Genomic DNA, 17,459 nt, shown 5'->3' on the forward strand with positions numbered 1-17,459 from the left:
CGGCGAATTTTGAATCAAAGCTTCAGGTATCTCGAAGCTGCAAAGAAGAGAGAAAGCGACCCTCTAACGCTGCCACGTTAGAGGGCCGCCAGAACACAGCGAGCAAGGCGCTGTGAACCAGCCAAGGCTTTCTCACCGCGACGTCACGGCGCGAGGAAGCCTACCAGAATCAAGGTAGGTTCACATGCAAAAAATCCGTTGTGGAAACTGCAATAAGCTGTTGGCCAAGGCAATTTATCAGCAGCTTGAGATCAAGTGCCCACGCTGTGGGCGCATCAACGAGAGGACCGGGAGTCCCATGGAAAAGGATGTGAAGTATCACCATGGCCAAACCTCTCGTACCCTGGATCGGCGGTAAGCGCAAACTGGCTGATCACATCATGCCGCTGTTCCCAGAGCATTCCTGTTATGTGGAGCCATTCTGCGGAGCGGCGGCGCTGTTCTTTCTCAAGGATCCTTCCAAGGTCGAAATACTCAACGATGTGAACGGCGACCTGGTAAACCTGTATCGGGTGGTAAAGCACCATTTGGAAGAGCTTTACAAACAGTTCAAGTGGTTGTTATCGAGTCGGCAGCATTGGGAGTGGATGAGTCAAACGCCGCCGGAGACGCTAACTGACATTCAGCGTGCAGCACGCTTTCTGTATCTGCAGAAGCAAGCCTTTGGCGGTAAGGTCGAAGGTCAATGTTTCGGTACAAGCGCCACCAGCCGTCCACGCTGGAATATCTATACCCTGGAACAAGACTTGGCCGATGCCCACTTCCGGCTTGCCAGTACCACCATTGAGCACCTGGACTGGAAGCGGATCATAAAGAAGTACGACAGGCCGGGTACGCTCTTTTATCTCGATCCGCCGTATTGGGAAACCGAAGGCTATGGCGTCCCGTTCGACTTCCAGGAATACCTGGAAATGGCCGAGCTGGCCAAGTCCATACAAGGTCACATGATCATAAGCATCAATGACCACCCGGAGATCCGTGAAGCCTTCGCCGGACTACATGTGGTCGAAGTGGATTACCAGTACACGGTAGGGGGCATCGATAAGGCGTCAGACTGCGTGGAATTGATCTTTGGGAACTGGGTGAAACCGCCTGTACCGCGAGGCCAGCAGGGGCTGTTCTGACAGAGGTCGTTAGGCGGGTGTAGATCCTGCGTTAGAGGTGAGAATATTGGCAGCCGGTTCGGCAGTTTCTAACGCTTTTCCGGTGTGCCAAATCCCGCGCAAATCCGTGCCAAAAGTCGCGCCGCGCTACAGCGTGGCGGTGGTGTCGCTTCAAAGTGTCCGCAAAATGCCCGCACCAGAAAAAAAGAAGGCCGCAGAATAGCGGCCTAACTTATTGATAATACTTGGTAGCAAGGGGCGGAGTCGAACCGCCGACCCCAGCATTATGAGTGCTGTGCTCTAACCAACTGAGCTACCTTGCCAAATCATTCGGGATGCGTCCCAAACGAGGCGCGTATTTTCAGTATTCGGGCGCTTTCTGTCAAGGGGAAAGGCCGAATTTCTCCGAAAAATTAGACGTTGAAGCGGAAGTGGATGACGTCGCCATCCTTAACGATGTAATCCTTGCCTTCCAGGCGCCACTTGCCGGCATCTTTGGCGCCGGATTCGCCGTTGCAGGCGACGAAGTCGTCGTAGCTGACCACCTCGGCGCGGATGAAGCCGCGCTCGAAGTCGGTGTGGATCACCCCGGCGGCCTGGGGGGCGGTGGCGCCGATGCGTACGGTCCAGGCGCGGACTTCCTTTACCCCGGCGGTGAAGTAGGTCTGCAGGCCCAGGAGGTTGTAGCCGGCGCGGATCACCCGGTCCAGGCCGGGTTCTTCCATGCCCATCTCCTCCAGAAACATGAGCTTCTCGTCGTCTTCCAGTTCGGAGATCTCGGCCTCGATCTTGTTGCAGATGGGGACGACCACGGCCTTTTCAGACTCGGCAATCTCCCGCACCTGGTCCAGGTAGGGGTTGTTCTCGAAGCCGTCTTCGCTGACGTTGGCGATGTACATGGTGGGCTTGACGGTGAGCAGGCACAGTTCACGGATCAGCGCCTGTTCGTCGTCGCTCAGATCCATGCCGCGTACCGGCTTACCTTCGTTCAACACCGGCAGCAGCTTCTCGAACACGTCCAGCTGGGCCTTGGCGGTCTTGTCGCCGCTCTTGGCGACCCGCTGAACCCGCTTGATGGCCTTCTCCACGGTGTCCATGTCGGCCAGCGCCAGCTCGGTGTTGATTACCTCAATGTCCGCCGCCGGGTGCACCTGGTTGGCCACGTGGATGACGTTGTCGTCTTCAAAGCAGCGCACCACGTGGGCGATGGCGTCGGTCTGGCGGATGTTGGCGAGGAACTGGTTGCCCAGGCCCTCGCCCTTGGAGGCACCCGCCACCAGGCCGGCAATGTCGACGAATTCCATGGAGGTGGGGATGACCCGCTCCGGCTTGACGATCTCGGCCAGCTTGTTGAGACGGGGGTCTGGCATGGGCACGACACCGGCGTTGGGCTCGATGGTACAGAACGGGAAGTTTTCCGCGCCGATACCGGCCTTCGTCAGTGCGTTGAACAGGGTGGATTTGCCGACGTTGGGAAGGCCGACGATGCCGCAGTTAAAGCCCATGGATTGCCTCTGCTGATACTGAAAAATGTGGCCGGATTATACCGGGCAAGGGGGCAGGGCGCGAGTGTGGCGAATACGGAGTCGGCGGGCCCCAGCCGGAGCCGTCGGAGGTTAGCTGGAGGGCTTGAAGCTGTGGAGCCGGTTCATGGCGGCGGCCAGTTTGCCGGTGGCGGCGTCTGGCAGCACCCGCATGACCTCGTCGAAGACGGCGTTCAGTTCCTCGTTCTCCCGCTTGCCGAGGCGTCCCAGCACAAAGCCGGTGACCTGGCGGCTGTCGCCGGGATGGCCGATGCCCAGGCGCAGACGATGGAAATCTTTGCTGCCCAGGTGGGCGATGGTGTCCCGCAGGCCGTTGTGACCACCGTGGCCGCCGCCTTTTTTCAGCTTGGCGGTGCCGGGGGGGAGGTCCAGCTCGTCGTGGGCAACCAGAATCTGCTCGGGAGTGATCTTGAAGAAATCCGCCAGTGCCTTGATGGACAGGCCGCTGCGGTTCATGAACGTGGTGGGGTTGAGCAGGTGGAGGTCCAGGCCCTGCCAGCGGATGCGTGCATACAGGCCGTGGTATTTCTTTTCCGGGCGGAGCGTCTGGCCCGCGTGGCGGGCCAGAGCCTCAACGAAGAGGGCGCCGGCGTTGTGGCGGGTGTTCTCATAATCGGAACCGGGATTGCCCAGTCCCACCACCATGACAATATCCTGTGTCATCTGCCGTCACCCCGGGGGAGGAATTACTCCTCGCCGCCTTCGCTGCCTTCGCCTTCAGCTTCTTCGTCAGCCTTGGCGCCTTTCGGCTTGTGGATCGCCAGTACCGGCAGGTCGTGATCTTCGCCCTGCTGCAGGGCTGCAACGCGAACGCCTTCCGGCAGTTTCAGGTCGCTCAGGTGAACCACCTGGTCCATGGCCACGTCGTTGATGTCCACTTCGATGAACTCAGGCAGGTTGCCCGGCAGACAGATCACTTCCACTTCGGTCAGCTGGTGAGACACCTTGCCGCCTTCCAGCTTAACGGCCGGAGCAGACTCTTCGTTGATGAAGTGCAGCGGTACGTTCACGTGGATTTCGCGGTTCTTGTCCACACGCTGGAAGTCGGCGTGGGTCAGGATCGGCTTGTACGGGTGACGCTGCAGATCCTTCAGGATCACGCTTTCTTCCTTGCCGTCCAGCTGGATGGTCAGGACGTGGGAGAAGAACGCTTCATTTTCCAGGGCCTTCTTCAGCTCGTTGTGCCAGATGGCGACCGGAGTGGCTTCTTTGTCACCCCCGTAGATGATGGCGGGGATTTTACGTTCTTCGCGACGCAGGCGGCGGCTCGCACCCTTCCCCTGGTCGTCACGAAGGAATGCTTCGATCACAAATTCCTGAGACATGGTTGTTACCTCAATTTGCACCTGAGGGGCCCGCGACCAGGCCGGATGTCAGGTGGGTCGGTTATAAAGCCGGAGTACAATTTTTCCGGCCAGTTAAACAAGCCGGGAGCCCATAGGGGCTCCCGGCTCGGATTCGTATGCCTGGCAGGGACTTACTCGAACATCTGGCTGATCGATTCTTCGTTGCTGACGCGACGGATCGATTCTGCCAGGAGCCCGGCCATGCTGAGGGGGCGGATTCTATCACATTTGTGGGCTTTGTCATCCAGCGGGATGGTATCGCACACCACCAGCTCGTCCAGGGTGGAGTTGCTGATGTTCTCGATCGCCGGACCGGACAACACCGGGTGGGTGATATAGGCCACCACCTTGGCGGCGCCGTGTTCTTTCAGGGCGTCGGCGGCCTTGCACAGGGTACCGGCGGTATCGACGATGTCGTCCACCAGGATGCAGGTCTTATCCTTGACGTCACCGATGATGTGCATCACCTGGGATACGTTGGCCTTCGGGCGACGCTTGTCGATGATGGCCAGGTCGGCATCGTCAAGGCGCTTGGCCACGGCGCGGGCGCGTACCACGCCACCCACGTCCGGGGACACCACCACAAAATTCTCGAAGTTCTGTTTCTCGATGTCTTCCATCATCACCGGGGTGGCGTAGATGTTGTCCACCGGGATGTCGAAGAAGCCCTGAATCTGGTCCGCGTGCAGGTCCACGGTCAGTACCCGGTCAACGCCGATGCTGGAGATCATGTCGGCCACCACTTTTGCGCTGATGGCCACCCGGGTGGAACGTACCCGGCGATCCTGGCGGGCGTAGCCGTAGTAGGGGATTACCGCGGTGATTCGGGTGGCTGAGGCCCGGCGCAGTGCATCCGCCATCACGATCAGTTCCATCAGGTTGTCGTTGGTGGGGTTGCAGGTGGGCTGAATAATGAAGACATCGTGCCCGCGCACGTTCTCATTGATCTCAACGGTGGTCTCACCGTCGCTGAATTTACCCACGGTGGCCTGGCCCATGGGAATAGCCAGTTTCTTGGCGATGCTCTTTGCGAGTTCCGGGTGAGCATTGCCAGCAAAAATCATCAGTTTGGACACGACGGTATCCTTCGAAGTCTCAGCGTTGGATTCAGAGTCGAGCGTTGAGGGAGAAAGGTGGCTGGGGTGGCAGGACTCGAACCTGCGAATGACGGGATCAAAACCCGTTGCCTTACCACTTGGCGACACCCCAGTATCGTACTTCGTTGGCATCATTTCAGCTCTGCTAGCTTTTGGTGTAGAGGTGACTGGTTCACCCCTTTAGCTACGAACCCCGTGATGCCGGAGGGTCTGCTTTCCCAGATATTCCGGGCTGCGGATTCTGTCGGGAAACGTCCAAAAATGCAAGCCCCGGTTCCGGTTAATCTTGCAGGTCCGAATTGTGAAAGCCAGTCCAGGCTCTTTTTAACCTCAGGATACAGTCTGCAAACTACATCCTCACAGTCGTTTCGGTACCTCGAGGCGTCTCCCTCAAAAGCGGGCGCTATTTTGATTCTCGGGGTGTCCCTTGTCAACCCTTGTGCCGAAAAAATCTTTCCTGTGTGGATGTTGCACTCGGGTTTGAGCACCACAAACCAGTCTTCCGGCGGCGAGACCGGCGTCAGGATTTCCCCCACGCCCTCGGCGAAGGCGGCAAAACCCCGGACAAACACCGGCACGTCGGCGCCCAGGGCAAGCCCCAATTCCGCCAGTTTGTCCTCGGGCAGCCGGAGTTGCCAGAGGTGATTCAGCGCCAGCAGGGTAGTGGCGGCGTTGGAGCTGCCGCCACCCAGACCGCCGCCCATGGGCAGCACCTTGTGCACGTCGATCTGCACGCCGGGCAGTGGGGAGGGGCTGCAGCCGGCCAGCAGCCGCGCCGCCCGGACGATCAGGTTGTCCTCGTCGGGCACCTCGGGGATGGAGGGCGACAGGGTAATGCGGTCGTCCTCGCGCAGACTGAACGTCAGCCGGTCGCCATAATCGAGGAACTGGAACAGGGTCTGCAGCTCATGGTAGCCATCGCGGCGGCGACCGTTGATGTGCAGGAACAGGTTCAGTTTGGCCGGGGAGGGCAGGGTCAGGGTCACAGGCTGCTATCCGGGGCGGTGGGTTGCCATTGGGTGACGGCGAGGCGGACCCGCTTCTCGCCCTTGACGGCGGTGATGCGGGCCGGCAGTTCCGGTTTGTCCTCCATGAACCGCTCCCAGCGGTCATACCGGATCTCCCAGCCGCCCTGCCGCAGCAGGGCCAGTTTGGCGCCAAAGTTGAAATACAGGCGGTAATCGCTGCCAGGGCTGGGCAGGCCGCGGATCCACCAGATCAGGTTGTCGATCGGCAGTTGCCACCCGGTTGCGGCCGCCACCAGCTCCTCCGGCTCGGTAGAGCGGTAGGTGGCGCCGTCCGGCAACCGCAGCTCGATGTACCCGGGCACGCCTTTGATCTCGGTGCGGCCAAGGCCCAGGAAGGCTGATGACAGGGAGATCTCGTACGCCTCGTTGTGCTGGTTCCAGTGGTTGATGATGGCGCTGCCGCTGTCGGACGGCTGCTGCACGGCCAGCTTGCCCTGCAGTTGCCAGTGTTGCAGCGCCTGGATCTGCTGCTGCCGCTGATGCCAGCCGGCGGGGGGCTGGTTGGTCAGCCCCTCCGGCAGTGGTTCAATGGGCACGGTGGTGCAGGCCGACAGAGCCAGGCTCAGGGCCAGGGCTGGCCAGAAACGTCCCTGTGCGATCATAGCTCTTGCTCTCCGGTCAATCGCAGTACTGTTTCCCGCAGGATGGGGTGGTTCGGGTTGTCGTCCAGGGCGCTCCGCCACACGATCCTGGCCTGTTCCTGTTCGCCGATGCGCCACAGCAGTTCGCCGAAGTGGGCGGCCACTTCCGGGTCCGGGAAGGCCTCATAGGCCTGCTTGAGGTACGTCAATGCCGGTTCGAAGCGTTCCTGGCGAAACAGCACCCAGCCCATGCTGTCGAGAATGGCGGGATTGCTGGGGTCGATCTCCAGCGCCCGGCTGATCAGGGCTTCGGCCTCTTCCAGGCGGTCAGTGCGGGTGGCCAGGATGTAGCCCAGAGCGTTGAGGGCCACGGAATTGTTGGGCTCGGCATCCAGTACCCGGCGCAGGTCCGCCTCGGCTTCTTCGGTACGTGCCATGCCATCCAGGAGCATGGCGCGGGCGTAGCGGATGCGCACGCTGTCCGGGATTTCTGTCAGGGCCTGGTTGGCGGAGTCAAATGCCTTGTCGGTTCGCCCCTGCTCCAGCAGCAAGTTGATCTCCAGGAGCCAGAAGTTCTCCGACTGCTGCGGGTTGGTGGCGCGCAGCTGGCGGATATTGGCCAGGGCGCCATCGACGTCCCCGGCCTCGGCCCTCAGCACACTGGCCCGGGACAGGGCGGGAAAGTATTGGGGGCCTTCCTCCACCTGCTCGTAATAGCCGATAGCCTGTTGTGGGTGGTTCTCCATGTCGGCGATCTTGCCGAGGTAGAAGTGGGCTTCGTTCTCGTGGTCACCCTGTTCTATCAGACCGATCAGATCCTGGCGGGCGGTATCCAGTTCACCGTTTTCCACCGCCACCAGGGCGTGGGACAGCCTCAGGCCCGGTACGTCGGGAAACTGCTGGACCAGGCGGGCAAATTCGTCCTGGGCCGCCCGCATCTCGCCCTCGCCCACCAGCATACGGCCATAGAGGGTGCCCATTTGCCGATTGCCGGGGAATTTGCGGGTGTGCTGGAGCAGGTAATCCAGGGCGGCGGTTTTCAGGCCGGTCTGGTACAGCAGGTCGCCTTTCAGGATGATCGCCGGCTGGAAGTTGGGGTGCGCCTCCAGCAAGGGGGTCAGCCGCTCCAGGGCGGTGGCCGGCTGGTCGTTGATCTTCAGCAGCAGGGCAATGCTGTACTCAATCTCGATGTTGTCGGGGTGGCGCTCGGCCAGTTGGCGATACAGTCCGAGCAGTTCCTGCTGCTTGTCCGGGGACAGCTGGGAGGCCATGGCGGCAAGGCTGTCGAAATCGGCATCCCCGCCCAGCCCCATGATCTGCTCCATATGATTGAGGGCCCGGTCCAGTTGGCTGCGTTTGACCGCCTGGATGGCCAGCACCCGGTGCGCCTCGAGGCTGTCCGGCTCGACTTCCAGCCACAATGAGGCCATCTGTTGCTGGGCGTTGTCGCCATTGAGGGACTGGGCAATGCGCAGGGCCCGGCGGATGACGCCCTTGTCTCGCGAGCGTTGAGCGGCTTTGATGTAGTGCAGAAGGGTGATGTCATAACGGCCGCGCTGGCCGGCGACTTCCGCGCTCAACAGCAGGTAGAGCACCTCCGGGTCGAATTCGGCGTAGTGGATTTCCTCGACCTTGGCGGTGTCCGCCGGTGCTTGCGGTTTGACAGGTTTGGCAGGCTCCGTGGTGTCCATCAGGTTTGCACAGCCGGCAAGGCTTACGCCGATGAGGCTGGCAAGGAACAACAAGACAGGTTTTTGCATGCGGTATCCCGTACTGGTTTGGTCGACGCCCAGGGGGCTGGTTAGCCGCCCCGTGAAGGGTGCCGATGTCGAGACCCTATGATGGCATAAGCGTCTGATCTTGCCCAACCTGCCAGTCGTTATCCGGCCTGGGTGGTGTTATGGGTGGCAGGGGACAAAGTCCCTCTGTAAAATGAGGCCATTATTCGTTCGCCCGCGTGTTGGTTATTCTGCCCGGTACCTGTTTCGTACAGTGGGTACAGGCGGTTGCGGGCGCCATTCTGGGCGCAGAGGTAGTCTCACTCCGATATGGCATTACTAACGCTGGGCATCAACCATCGTACCGCGCCGCTGGAGCTTCGGGAGCGCATTGCGTTTACCCCGGAGCGCATGGCGGAAGCTTTCGCCGAGCTGCGGGCGGCCTCCGGCGCCAGCGAGGCGGCGATCCTGTCCACCTGCAACCGGACGGAGCTGTACCTGGCTGGCGATGACGACTGCGCCGCCCTGGTGCTGCGCTGGCTGGCGGGCTTCCATGGCCTGGCGCCGGGGGAGTTGGAAGACGCCGTGTACCTGCATCGGGATACCGAGGCAGTGCGGCACATGATGCGGGTGGCGTCCGGGCTGGATTCGATGGTGCTGGGCGAACCCCAGATTCTCGGCCAACTCAAGGACGCCTACGCGCTGGCCCGGGAGCACGAGGCCAGCGGCTCGTTCCTGTCGCGCCTGTTCGAGCAGACTTTCGCGGTGGCCAAGCGGGTCCGTACCCAGACCGCCATTGGCGAGAACCCGGTGTCGGTGGCGTACGCCGCCGTCAGCATGGCGAACCATATCTTTGCGGATATGTCCCGCAACAAGGCGCTGTTGATCGGGGCGGGCAAGACCATCGAACTGGTGGCCCGTCACCTGTCCGAGGCCGGGGTGAAGGATTTCCTGGTGGCCAACCGGACCCTGGACCGGGCCCAGAACCTGGCGGAGGAACACGGTGGCTGCGGAATTGTGCTGTCCGACATTCCCGACCACCTGCCGGAAGTGGACATCGTGATCGCCTCTACCGCCAGTCCGCTGCCGATCCTCGGTAAGGGGGCGGTGGAACGGGCGCTGAAGCGACGCAAGCACCGCCCCTATTTCATGGTCGATATTGCCGTGCCCCGGGATATCGAGCCGGAAGTGGCGTCGTTAGATGACGTCTTCCTCTATACCGTGGATGACCTGCGCCAGGTAATCGAAGAGAACGTGCGCTCGCGGGAGGGCGCCGCCCGGGAAGCGGAGAACCTGATCCTTGCCGGAGCCCAGGAATTCCTCGGCCAGCTGCGGGCGCTGGACGCGGTGGCCACCCTCAAGCAGTTCCGCACCCAGGCCGAGCGCCAGCGGGACCAGGAAGTCGAAAAAGCCCTGCGGGCGCTGCGCAATGGTGGCGACCCCGAGACGGTCATCCGCAGTCTGGGCCGGGGCCTCACCAACAAATTGCTGCACGAGCCCTCGGTCCAGGTCCGCAAGGCCACCTCGGAGGGGCGCGTGGAAGTCACCCATTGGCTAAGAGAGCTGCACCAGCTGGAAACCCAGGATAACGAGGTTTCCGTCACATCGGAAAAACTATGAAACCATCCATTCAATCCCGGCTCGAGCGGTTGGTCGACCGCTACGAGGAAGTCAGTGCGTTGCTCAGTGAGCAGAGCGTCATCAGCGATCAGGACAAATTTCGCACCCTGTCCCAGGAGTTCGCCGAGATTGAACCGGTGGTGCAGTGCTTCCGGGCCTATCAGCAGGCGCTTGACGACATAGAAGAGGCCGCCGAACTGGCCCGGGACGGCGATGCCGACATGCGCGCCATGGCCGAAGAGGAGCAGACCCTGGCCCAGCAGAAGAGTGAAGAGCTGGACGAGGAACTGCAGCGGCTGATGCTGCCGAAAGACCCCAATGACAGCAAGAGTGTGTTCCTGGAGATCCGTGCCGGTACCGGGGGCGATGAGGCGGCGATTTTCGCCGGCGACCTGTTCCGCATGTATTCCCGTTACGCCGAGGGCCAGCGCTGGCGAGTGGAAGTGATCAGCGAAAGTCCCGGTGAGCATGGCGGCTACAAGGAAGTGATCAGCCGGGTGGTGGGCGATGGTGTTTATGGCGCGCTGAAGTTCGAATCCGGTGCCCACCGGGTCCAGCGGGTGCCGGAAACCGAGTCCCAGGGCCGGATTCACACCTCCGCCTGCACCGTGGCGGTGATGCCGGAAGCGGACGAGGCCCAGGCCGTCGAGATCAACAAGGCGGACCTGCGGGTGGATACCTTCCGGGCCTCCGGCGCCGGTGGCCAGCACGTCAACAAGACCGATTCCGCCATCCGCCTGACCCACCTGCCCACCGGCATTGTGGTGGAGTGTCAGGACGAACGTTCGCAGCACAAGAACCGGGCCAAGGCCATGAGTCTGCTGGCCACCCGCCTGCAGAACGCCGAGCGGGAACGGCAGCAGCAGTCCCAGGCGGAAACCCGCAAGAGCCTGGTGGGCAGTGGCGACCGTTCCGAGCGCATCCGCACCTACAACTTTCCCCAGGGCCGGGTCACCGACCACCGCATCAACCTGACCCTGTACAAGCTGGACGAAGTGATTGCCGGGGACCTGTCGCCGGTGGTGGGGCCCTTGCAGCAGGAACACCAGGCCGAACTGCTGGCCAGCATGTCGGATGAGTGAGCCATCACTGACCAGCGAGGCTGTGCTCCGGGAGGCGGCCGCCCGCATTGACAGCGAGACGTCGCGACTCGACGCCGAGCTGCTGCTGAGCCATGTGACCGGCTGGTCCCGTACCAGCTTTCGCACCTGGCCAGAGCGGGAGGTTCCGGCCGACCCGCTGGCACGATTCCAGGCGTTGTTGGTGCGCCGGGTGGCCGGGGAGCCCATTGCTCATCTGCTGGGGGAACAGGACTTCTGGTCCCTGACCCTGGCGGTGACTCCCGACACGCTGATTCCCCGCCCCGACACCGAATGCCTGGTGGAAGTGGCCCTGGAGTTGCCGTTGCCGGCCGAGGCCCGGGTCATGGACCTGGGTACCGGTACCGGAGCCATTGCCCTGGCGCTGGCCAAGGAGCGTCCTCAATGGCGGGTGAGTGCCTGTGATGCCGTCCCCGACGCGGTGGCGCTGGCCCGGCACAATGCGCAACGGCTGGGGCTGCCGGTCCAGGTTGAGGCAAGTCACTGGTTCGACGATCTGCCAGCCCAGCGGTTTGATTTGATTGTCTCCAATCCACCTTACATCGCCGCCGATGACCGTCATCTGGCCGAGGGCGACGTGCGCTTCGAGCCGGCCACCGCGCTGGTGTCGGGGGCCGATGGTCTGGACGACCTGCGTCAGATCGTGACCCAGGCGCCAGACTGGCTGGACGAGGGCGGCTGGCTGCTGGTGGAGCACGGTTATGACCAGGCGACGGCGGTGCAGGCGCTGTTCCGCCAGGCCGGTTTTTGGGCGGTACAATCCCGCCAAGACTATGGGGGGCAGGACCGGCTGACCCTGGGGCAATTTCATCGCCGAGAACGGAGAGATGCGTCATGCTGACCGACGACGAGTTGATGCGCTACAGCCGGCAACTGCTACTGCCGGCGTTTGACGTGGCGGGGCAGGTGCGGCTCAAGCAGGCCCGGGCACTGGTGGTTGGCGCCGGTGGGTTGGGCTGTCCGGTGGCGTTGTACCTCGGCGCCGCCGGAGTGGGGCAGATCACGGTGGTGGATGACGACGCCGTGGAGGTGGCCAACCTCCAGCGCCAGATTGCCTTCGACCAGTCCCAGTTGGGCCAGAGCAAGGCCGAGGCGCTCGCCGAGCGGGTCCGCGGGATCAACCCGTCGGTCACCGTCACCGCGCTGGCCCGCCGCCTCGACGGCGAGGCGTTGGCGCAGGCAGTGCAGGCCGCCACGGTGGTGGTGGACTGCACCGACAACTTCACCACCCGTTTCGCGCTCAACCGGGCCTGTGTCCAGGCCCGGGTGCCTCTGGTATCCGGTGCCGCCATCCGGGGAGAGGGGCAGCTCTCGGTGTTCGACGTCATGCAGCCGAACAGCCCGTGCTACCACTGCCTGTATGGGGAAGACGGCAACGAGGACCTGACCTGCTCCGAGGCGGGGGTGATCGGTCCCCTGGTGGGGATGATCGGCAGCAGCCAGGCGATGGAAGCCATCAAGGTGATCAGCGGTGTGGGTACCCCATTGATAGGCCGCTTGCTGATCCTGGATGCCTGGCGGATGGAATGGCGCCAGATGACGCTGGCGCGAGATCCGGAGTGTCCGGTGTGCGGCTCGGGGGCTGAGCACTGAGTACCACCCCGGGTCCGAAGTTTATTCGGGAGCTCTATCCGGGCTTAGCCGGGGACGGATTTCAACTCCGTCTCCTCCAGCGAGCGGTCTTTACATTCCTTCCTTTAACGCCTGAAACCGGGCAATGGCCTCTTTCCGGCTGTCCTTGAGATCCACCAGCGGCGCGGGATAGCCGTTGGGGAGCGATCCCGATCGCCAGGGCTGGTGAATGGCTTTGTTGTCCAGCCCTGACAATTCCGGCACGAATCGGCGAATAAACCGCCCCTCCGGGTCGAAGCGCTCGCTCTGGCTCACCGGGTTGAACACCCGGAAGTAGGGCGCGGCATCGGTGCCAGTGGAGGCGCTCCACTGCCAGCCGCCGTTATTGGAGGCCAGGAAACCGTCCGCCAGCTGCTCCATGAAGTAAGACTCTCCCAGTCGCCAATCGATGAACAGGTTCTTGGTCAGGTACATGGCCGCGACCATCCGCAGGCGGTTGTGCATCCAGCCGGTCTGGTTCAGCTGGCGCATGGCGGCATCGACAATGGGCAAGCCGGTCTGGCCGGCTTTCCAGGCCTCGAAGGCCTGTCCGGGGCGGTTCCACACCAGCGCTTCGGTCTCAGGCTTGAACGCCCGGTTCATGCTGACCCGGGGAAAGTGGTAGAGGACGTGGATGTAGAAGTCCCGCCAGGCCAGTTCGTTGACCCAGCAGGCACCGCCGTCCCCGGCGTTGTGGGCCAGCTGTAGTGCGGCAACCAGGCACTGCCGGCCCGACAGTACGCCATTGGCCAGGTAGGGGGAGATCCGGCTGGTGGCCTCGAGGGCGGGCAGGTCCCGGTCCCGCTTGTAGTCCATCACCCGCTCATCCAGGAACCGCTCCAGTTGCTGGTGGGCGGCGGTTTCACCGGTGGCCACCAACGCCGGCGGCGCCGGCGCCCAGTCCTCCAGGCTGGAGATGGGCGGCGGCGCCGGCAGCGGCTTGGCGACCGGCTTGGGGACCGGATGGATCTGGGGTGGGTGCTGCTGCAGCCATTCCCGCCAGCGCCGGGCGAATGGGGTGAATACCGAGTAGGGCCGCCCCTGGCCGGTGAGGATCTCGCCCACCGGGGCAGCGCACTGGTCGCGGTACTTATGAACCTCGACGCCAGTCTTGCCGAGATCGGTCGCCAACTGCTTGTCCCGCCGGCGCTCGTTGACGCCGTATTCCTCATTGAAATGCACGCGCCGGATGGCCCGTTGGGCACAAAATTTCTTTAGTGAGGCGATGGAATCGTCAAACCGGTCTGCGCGAATAATGTGCAATTCGATGCCCAGGTCGGCCAGCGCCCGCCCCAGGGCGTTGAGGTGGTCCACCACTAATTGCACCCGAGCCGGCGACCAGTGGTGCTCGCGCCACTGGCCGGGTGTCAGCAGATAACAGGCCCTGACGGCCGCGCCTGACCGGGTGGCGGCTGTCAGGGCCGGGTTGTCGGCGGTGCGAAGGTCGTTGCGAAACCAGACCAGGTCAGTCATCGGGTGCCCCGTTACAGTTCAAAAGGAATCAATAAAATCACGTAGTTGGGTATTCGCTGACGGCGCGGGATTGGATTATAGTTGAAGAAACCCATTGCATGGTTGTACCACAGGACTCAATGACTGATAGCAAGGACGAGACGCCGGATCTCCAGCCCGGTGCCCCGCAGACCGGCGCCTGGAACCGTGACTATACGCTGGAGTCCGGCCAGACCCAGTTGCATGAGCTGGGGCATCTGCGGCTATGGTTGACCCTGCTCGACAAGGAATGGCAGGTCCGTGCCGATTACCACTACGAGCAGACGGATCCGGCGGGCTGGCAGACCTCCACCAGCCATGTATTGCCCGGCGGCGACGTACCGTTGCAGCGATTTGTCAGGCCGGATGCCAGCACGCAGGTTCGGTTCCTGCCCGCCTTGGCAAAACTGCCCACCGTGATTCGCCCGTACCAGCCACTGACCCTGCCCGCCGACAGCGAGTGCATTATCTATGTTGGCACTCAGGTGTGGATGCAGGTTCGGGTGGGGGAGCGGGACACCCTGCTCACGGAGCTGGCGCTCACCGAGCCCTCCCTGACCTGGGTGGGGCCTTCCACCATGGAGGGCGATCTTTGTTACACCGCGCCCAGTTTTGGGCGAATGGCGCTGGACGCGGTGCCCAAGCGGCCCTGGCGGGCGATTACCCCGGTACGTATCCGCAATCGTCGTCCCGAGCCGCTGTTGCTGGAGCGCTTCAGCCTGCCAACCCAGCTGCTGCCACTGTTTCAGAATGAAGAGGGGCAATTGTGGGCGCCCAAGGTGACGGTGGTGTGTGAAACGGACATGAACGCGGCCCAGCTGAAAATCGCCCCGGATCCGATTCCGGAGGCGGGACATTGCCAGCGCTTGAGTCCCGCGCGGGAATCCAGCGAACGGGGTGGTTTTATCCGGGCTTTCGATCGAATGTTTGGTTAAGGGGAGTCTGAGTCGTGCTCGAGGGTATTGAGCAGAGCCTGCTGGCGGTGATCGGTCATGTTGCCTGGGGCCAGTGGCTGGCTGCGCTGGTCCTGCTGGCCATGGGCGTGGTGCTGGCCTCGCTGGGTGGGCGTGGGATTGCCCGGGTGGTGCAGGCTCGGAGTTCCCGTCACCACGCGGTCATGCTGCGCCGGCTGGTGTTCTATGTGGTACTGGCCATCTTCATCATGGCCGCCATGCGGGAGGTGGGGTTTTCCCTGGAGGTACTGCTGGGGGCGGCGGGCATCCTGACCGTGGCCGTCGGTTTCGCCTCCCAGACCTCCGCGTCCAACATGATCAGTGGCCTGTTCCTGCTGGTGGAGCGCCCCTTCGAACTGGGCAACTATATTGAAGTGGAGGGCACCGTCGGCGAAGTGGTGGGCATCGACATGCTCAGCGTGAAGTTACGCACCCCGGATAACCTGTATGTGCGAATTCCCAACGAAACGCTGATCAAGACCCGGGTGGTCAACCGGTCCCGTTTTCCCATTCGTCGAATCGACCTGACGGTGGGCATTGCCTACGCTGAGGATGTGGAGCGGGTTGAGGCGCTGCTGCTGGACCTTGCCAAGCGGGAGCCCCGTTGCCTGGAAGAACCCAAGGCTTTTGTGCTGGTGACCGCCTTTGCGGCGTCTTCAGTGGATTTGCAGTTTTCCTTCTGGGTACCCAAGGATCAGGTACTGGAAGGCCGCAGCAATATGATGGTGGCCATCAAGCGGGAGCTGGACCGGGCGGGAATCGAGATTCCCTTCCCCCATACCAGCGTATACGCCGGCAGTCATTCCGAACCCTTCCGGGTCGAGTTGACCCGGGCTCCGAGTCACAAGCAGCAGGACCGAATCGATGCCAGTGAAACAGACTGATAAGGCCAGAACCACGGCCGAGCCCGAACACGACCAACGCACCTGCCTGGGCTGGCGGGAGTGGGTGGCGCTGCCCGAGCTGGATATTCCCCGGATCAAGGCCAAGGTGGACACCGGGGCCCGCACCTCCTGCCTGCATACCTACCGCACCGAGCCTTACACCGTGGACGGCGAGCGGCGGGTGCGCTTCTGGGTGCATCCGGAGCAGCATAACCTGCACGCCAGTGTGGAGTGTGATGCTGCCGTCATCGACGAGCGCACGGTCACCGATTCCGGCGGCCACCAGGAGCTGCGGCTGGTGATAGCGACTACGCTATTAATAGGCCAGCACACCTGGCCGGTGGAAATGACGCTGACAAACCGGGACTCCATGCGATTTCGCATGCTGATCGGTCGAACCGCCATGGCCGGGCGCTGCGTGGTGTCCCCCGAATCCTCCTATTTGGCCGGAGAGCCGGTGTTAAGGAACGAGTCATGAAAATTGCGATCCTGTCGCGCAACCGCAATCTGTACTCCACCCGTCGCCTGGTGGAGGAGGGGATCAACCGGGGCCATGAGGTGCGGGTGATCGACTGTCTGCACTGTTTCATGAACATCACCTCGGCCAACCCGAAGATTCACTACCACGGGCAGACGCTGGACGATTTCGATGTGGTGATTCCCCGCATCGGGGCGTCGGTCACCTTCTACGGCACCGCCGTGTTGCGGCAGTTCGAGATGATGGGGGTGTTCCCGGTGAACGAATCGGTGGCCATTACCCGCGCCCGGGACAAGTTGCGCTCGCTGCAGTTGCTGGCCCGCAAGGGCGTCGGCATGCCGGTGACCGGCTTCGCCAACAAGCCGGACAACGTGCCGGAGCTGATCAAGATGGTCGGCGGAGCCCCGGTGGTGATCAAGTTGCTGCAGGGAACCCAGGGCATTGGGGTGGTGCTGGCGGAGACCCGCAAGGCGGCGGAGAGTGTGATCGAGGCCTTCATGGGGCTGAAGGCGGACATCCTGGTGCAGGAGTTCATTAAGGAGGCCGGCGGGGCGGACATTCGCTGTTTCGTGATCGGCGACAAGGTGATTGCAGCGATGAAACGCCAGGCCGGGGAAGGGGAGTTTCGCTCCAACCTGCACCGGGGTGGCACCGCCTCGCTGGTGCGGATCACCCCGGAAGAGCGTAAGACGGCGGTGCTGGCGGCCAAGGCCATGGGGCTGAATGTGGCCGGTGTCGATCTGCTGCGGTCCAGCCGGGGCCCGCTGGTGATGGAGGTGAACTCCTCACCCGGGCTGGAGGGTATCGAGAATGCCACCGGCAAGAACGTCGCCGGCATGATCATCAACTGGACCGAGAAGAACCAGAAACTGGGCAAGACCCGTACAAAAGGTAGAGGCTAGGCC

18 protein-coding genes and 2 tRNA genes are annotated in these 17,459 nt (G+C 62.5%); 10 read left to right on the top strand and 10 right to left on the bottom strand.

The window, feature by feature from the left end; genetic code table 11:
* Positions 1 to 184: 184 nt before the first annotated feature.
* Positions 185 to 358 (top strand): Com family DNA-binding transcriptional regulator, encoded by a 174-nt coding sequence (locus tag R3175_RS07550; RefSeq protein ID WP_318943385.1) that lies wholly within the window; start codon positions 185 to 187, stop codon positions 356 to 358.
* Entirely contained in the window at positions 324 to 1,124 is an 801-nt protein-coding gene (locus R3175_RS07555) for a DNA adenine methylase (protein ID WP_318943387.1), read from the top strand. The genes R3175_RS07550 and R3175_RS07555 overlap by 35 nt, the downstream gene beginning before the upstream one ends.
* A 225-nt stretch (positions 1,125 to 1,349) precedes the next feature.
* Here R3175_RS07555 and R3175_RS07560 read toward each other — a convergent pair.
* The 9 genes from R3175_RS07560 to R3175_RS07600 all read right to left on the bottom strand — a co-directional run bounded on the left by R3175_RS07560 (position 1,350) and on the right by R3175_RS07600 (position 8,459).
* A tRNA-Met gene (locus R3175_RS07560) sits at positions 1,350 to 1,426 on the bottom strand.
* Between the two features lie 90 nt (positions 1,427 to 1,516).
* The gene (ychF, locus tag R3175_RS07565) at positions 1,517 to 2,608 is read right to left on the bottom strand and encodes a redox-regulated ATPase YchF (protein WP_318943389.1); all 1,092 of its coding nucleotides are present in this window, start codon (positions 2,606 to 2,608) and stop codon (positions 1,517 to 1,519) included.
* Between the two features lie 111 nt (positions 2,609 to 2,719).
* Positions 2,720 to 3,310 (bottom strand): aminoacyl-tRNA hydrolase, encoded by a 591-nt coding sequence (pth, locus tag R3175_RS07570; RefSeq protein WP_318943390.1) that lies wholly within the window; start codon positions 3,308 to 3,310, stop codon positions 2,720 to 2,722.
* Between the two features lie 23 nt (positions 3,311 to 3,333).
* On the bottom strand, positions 3,334 to 3,972 hold the full coding sequence (locus R3175_RS07575) for a 50S ribosomal protein L25/general stress protein Ctc (protein ID WP_318943392.1): 639 nt from the start codon (positions 3,970 to 3,972) through the stop codon (positions 3,334 to 3,336).
* 152 nt (positions 3,973 to 4,124) lie between these two features.
* Positions 4,125 to 5,069 carry a ribose-phosphate diphosphokinase gene (locus R3175_RS07580; RefSeq protein WP_318943394.1) on the bottom strand — a complete coding sequence of 315 codons (945 nt, stop codon included), beginning with the start codon at positions 5,067 to 5,069 and terminating at the stop codon, positions 4,125 to 4,127.
* Between the two features lie 58 nt (positions 5,070 to 5,127).
* Positions 5,128 to 5,202: transfer RNA gene (locus R3175_RS07585), tRNA-Gln, on the bottom strand.
* 19 nt (positions 5,203 to 5,221) lie between these two features.
* Positions 5,222 to 6,076: a 4-(cytidine 5'-diphospho)-2-C-methyl-D-erythritol kinase gene (gene ispE, locus R3175_RS07590; protein WP_318943395.1), complete on the bottom strand. Its 855-nt coding sequence runs from the start codon at positions 6,074 to 6,076 to the stop codon at positions 5,222 to 5,224.
* Complete coding sequence (gene lolB / locus R3175_RS07595; protein WP_318943396.1) at positions 6,073 to 6,720, bottom strand: lipoprotein insertase outer membrane protein LolB; 648 nt, start codon at positions 6,718 to 6,720, stop codon at positions 6,073 to 6,075. The genes ispE and lolB overlap by 4 nt, the downstream gene beginning before the upstream one ends.
* Complete coding sequence (locus tag R3175_RS07600; protein WP_318943398.1) at positions 6,717 to 8,459, bottom strand: tetratricopeptide repeat protein; 1,743 nt, start codon at positions 8,457 to 8,459, stop codon at positions 6,717 to 6,719. The genes lolB and R3175_RS07600 overlap by 4 nt, the downstream gene beginning before the upstream one ends.
* Before the next feature lie 288 nt (positions 8,460 to 8,747).
* Here R3175_RS07600 and hemA point away from each other — a divergent pair, with 288 nt between their 5' ends.
* The 4 genes from hemA to R3175_RS07620 are packed head-to-tail and all read left to right on the top strand — an operon-like array spanning position 8,748 to position 12,730.
* Entirely contained in the window at positions 8,748 to 10,037 is a 1,290-nt protein-coding gene (gene hemA, locus R3175_RS07605; protein WP_318943400.1) for a glutamyl-tRNA reductase, read from the top strand.
* On the top strand, positions 10,034 to 11,119 hold the full coding sequence (gene prfA / locus R3175_RS07610) for a peptide chain release factor 1 (RefSeq protein ID WP_318943402.1): 1,086 nt from the start codon (positions 10,034 to 10,036) through the stop codon (positions 11,117 to 11,119). Before hemA ends, prfA begins: the two co-directional genes overlap by 4 nt.
* Entirely contained in the window at positions 11,112 to 11,978 is an 867-nt protein-coding gene (gene prmC, locus R3175_RS07615; RefSeq protein WP_318943404.1) for a peptide chain release factor N(5)-glutamine methyltransferase, read from the top strand. Before prfA ends, prmC begins: the two co-directional genes overlap by 8 nt.
* A complete protein-coding gene (locus R3175_RS07620) occupies positions 11,972 to 12,730 on the top strand; it encodes a molybdopterin-synthase adenylyltransferase MoeB (RefSeq protein WP_318943406.1) in 759 nt (252 codons plus the stop codon). The genes prmC and R3175_RS07620 overlap by 7 nt, the downstream gene beginning before the upstream one ends.
* Positions 12,731 to 12,820: 90 nt before the next feature.
* On the opposite strand, the gene phrB is transcribed toward R3175_RS07620, so the two are convergent.
* Positions 12,821 to 14,221: a deoxyribodipyrimidine photo-lyase gene (gene phrB / locus R3175_RS07625; RefSeq protein WP_318943408.1), complete on the bottom strand. Its 1,401-nt coding sequence runs from the start codon at positions 14,219 to 14,221 to the stop codon at positions 12,821 to 12,823.
* 119 nt (positions 14,222 to 14,340) lie between these two features.
* Between phrB and R3175_RS07630 the strand changes: the two genes are divergently transcribed.
* From R3175_RS07630 to rimK, 4 genes are read left to right on the top strand one after another with little or no spacing between them, the layout of a single operon-like run.
* The gene (locus tag R3175_RS07630; RefSeq protein ID WP_318943410.1) at positions 14,341 to 15,174 is read left to right on the top strand and encodes a hypothetical protein; all 834 of its coding nucleotides are present in this window, start codon (positions 14,341 to 14,343) and stop codon (positions 15,172 to 15,174) included.
* A gap of 14 nt (positions 15,175 to 15,188) precedes the next feature.
* Positions 15,189 to 16,076, top strand: a complete 888-nt coding sequence (locus tag R3175_RS07635; protein ID WP_318943411.1) for a mechanosensitive ion channel family protein — start codon at positions 15,189 to 15,191, stop codon at positions 16,074 to 16,076.
* Positions 16,063 to 16,554 carry an ATP-dependent zinc protease gene (locus R3175_RS07640; protein WP_318943413.1) on the top strand — a complete coding sequence of 164 codons (492 nt, stop codon included), beginning with the start codon at positions 16,063 to 16,065 and terminating at the stop codon, positions 16,552 to 16,554. Before R3175_RS07635 ends, R3175_RS07640 begins: the two co-directional genes overlap by 14 nt.
* Positions 16,551 to 17,456, top strand: coding sequence for a 30S ribosomal protein S6--L-glutamate ligase (gene rimK / locus R3175_RS07645; RefSeq protein ID WP_318943415.1), 906 nt, complete (start codon positions 16,551 to 16,553; stop codon positions 17,454 to 17,456). Before R3175_RS07640 ends, rimK begins: the two co-directional genes overlap by 4 nt.
* Positions 17,457 to 17,459: the final 3 nt, after the last annotated feature.

This window comes from Marinobacter sp. (genome assembly GCF_033722735.1).
In the GTDB taxonomy this organism is placed as follows: domain Bacteria; phylum Pseudomonadota; class Gammaproteobacteria; order Pseudomonadales; family Oleiphilaceae; genus Marinobacter.

Coding starts and splice junctions, on each gene's coding strand:
- phrB (WP_318943408.1), bottom strand. CDS start 14,221: ATGACTGACCTGGTCTGGTTTCGCAACGACCTTCGCACCGCCGACAAC.
- R3175_RS07600 (WP_318943398.1), bottom strand. CDS start 8,459: ATGCAAAAACCTGTCTTGTTGTTCCTTGCCAGCCTCATCGGCGTAAGC.
- prfA (WP_318943402.1), top strand. CDS start 10,034: ATGAAACCATCCATTCAATCCCGGCTCGAGCGGTTGGTCGACCGCTAC.
- prmC (WP_318943404.1), top strand. CDS start 11,112: ATGAGTGAGCCATCACTGACCAGCGAGGCTGTGCTCCGGGAGGCGGCC.
- R3175_RS07550 (WP_318943385.1), top strand. CDS start 185: ATGCAAAAAATCCGTTGTGGAAACTGCAATAAGCTGTTGGCCAAGGCA.
- R3175_RS07620 (WP_318943406.1), top strand. CDS start 11,972: ATGCTGACCGACGACGAGTTGATGCGCTACAGCCGGCAACTGCTACTG.
- rimK (WP_318943415.1), top strand. CDS start 16,551: ATGAAAATTGCGATCCTGTCGCGCAACCGCAATCTGTACTCCACCCGT.
- R3175_RS07630 (WP_318943410.1), top strand. CDS start 14,341: ATGACTGATAGCAAGGACGAGACGCCGGATCTCCAGCCCGGTGCCCCG.
- R3175_RS07555 (WP_318943387.1), top strand. CDS start 324: ATGGCCAAACCTCTCGTACCCTGGATCGGCGGTAAGCGCAAACTGGCT.
- pth (WP_318943390.1), bottom strand. CDS start 3,310: ATGACACAGGATATTGTCATGGTGGTGGGACTGGGCAATCCCGGTTCC.
- hemA (WP_318943400.1), top strand. CDS start 8,748: ATGGCATTACTAACGCTGGGCATCAACCATCGTACCGCGCCGCTGGAG.
- lolB (WP_318943396.1), bottom strand. CDS start 6,720: ATGATCGCACAGGGACGTTTCTGGCCAGCCCTGGCCCTGAGCCTGGCT.
- ychF (WP_318943389.1), bottom strand. CDS start 2,608: ATGGGCTTTAACTGCGGCATCGTCGGCCTTCCCAACGTCGGCAAATCC.
- R3175_RS07575 (WP_318943392.1), bottom strand. CDS start 3,972: ATGTCTCAGGAATTTGTGATCGAAGCATTCCTTCGTGACGACCAGGGG.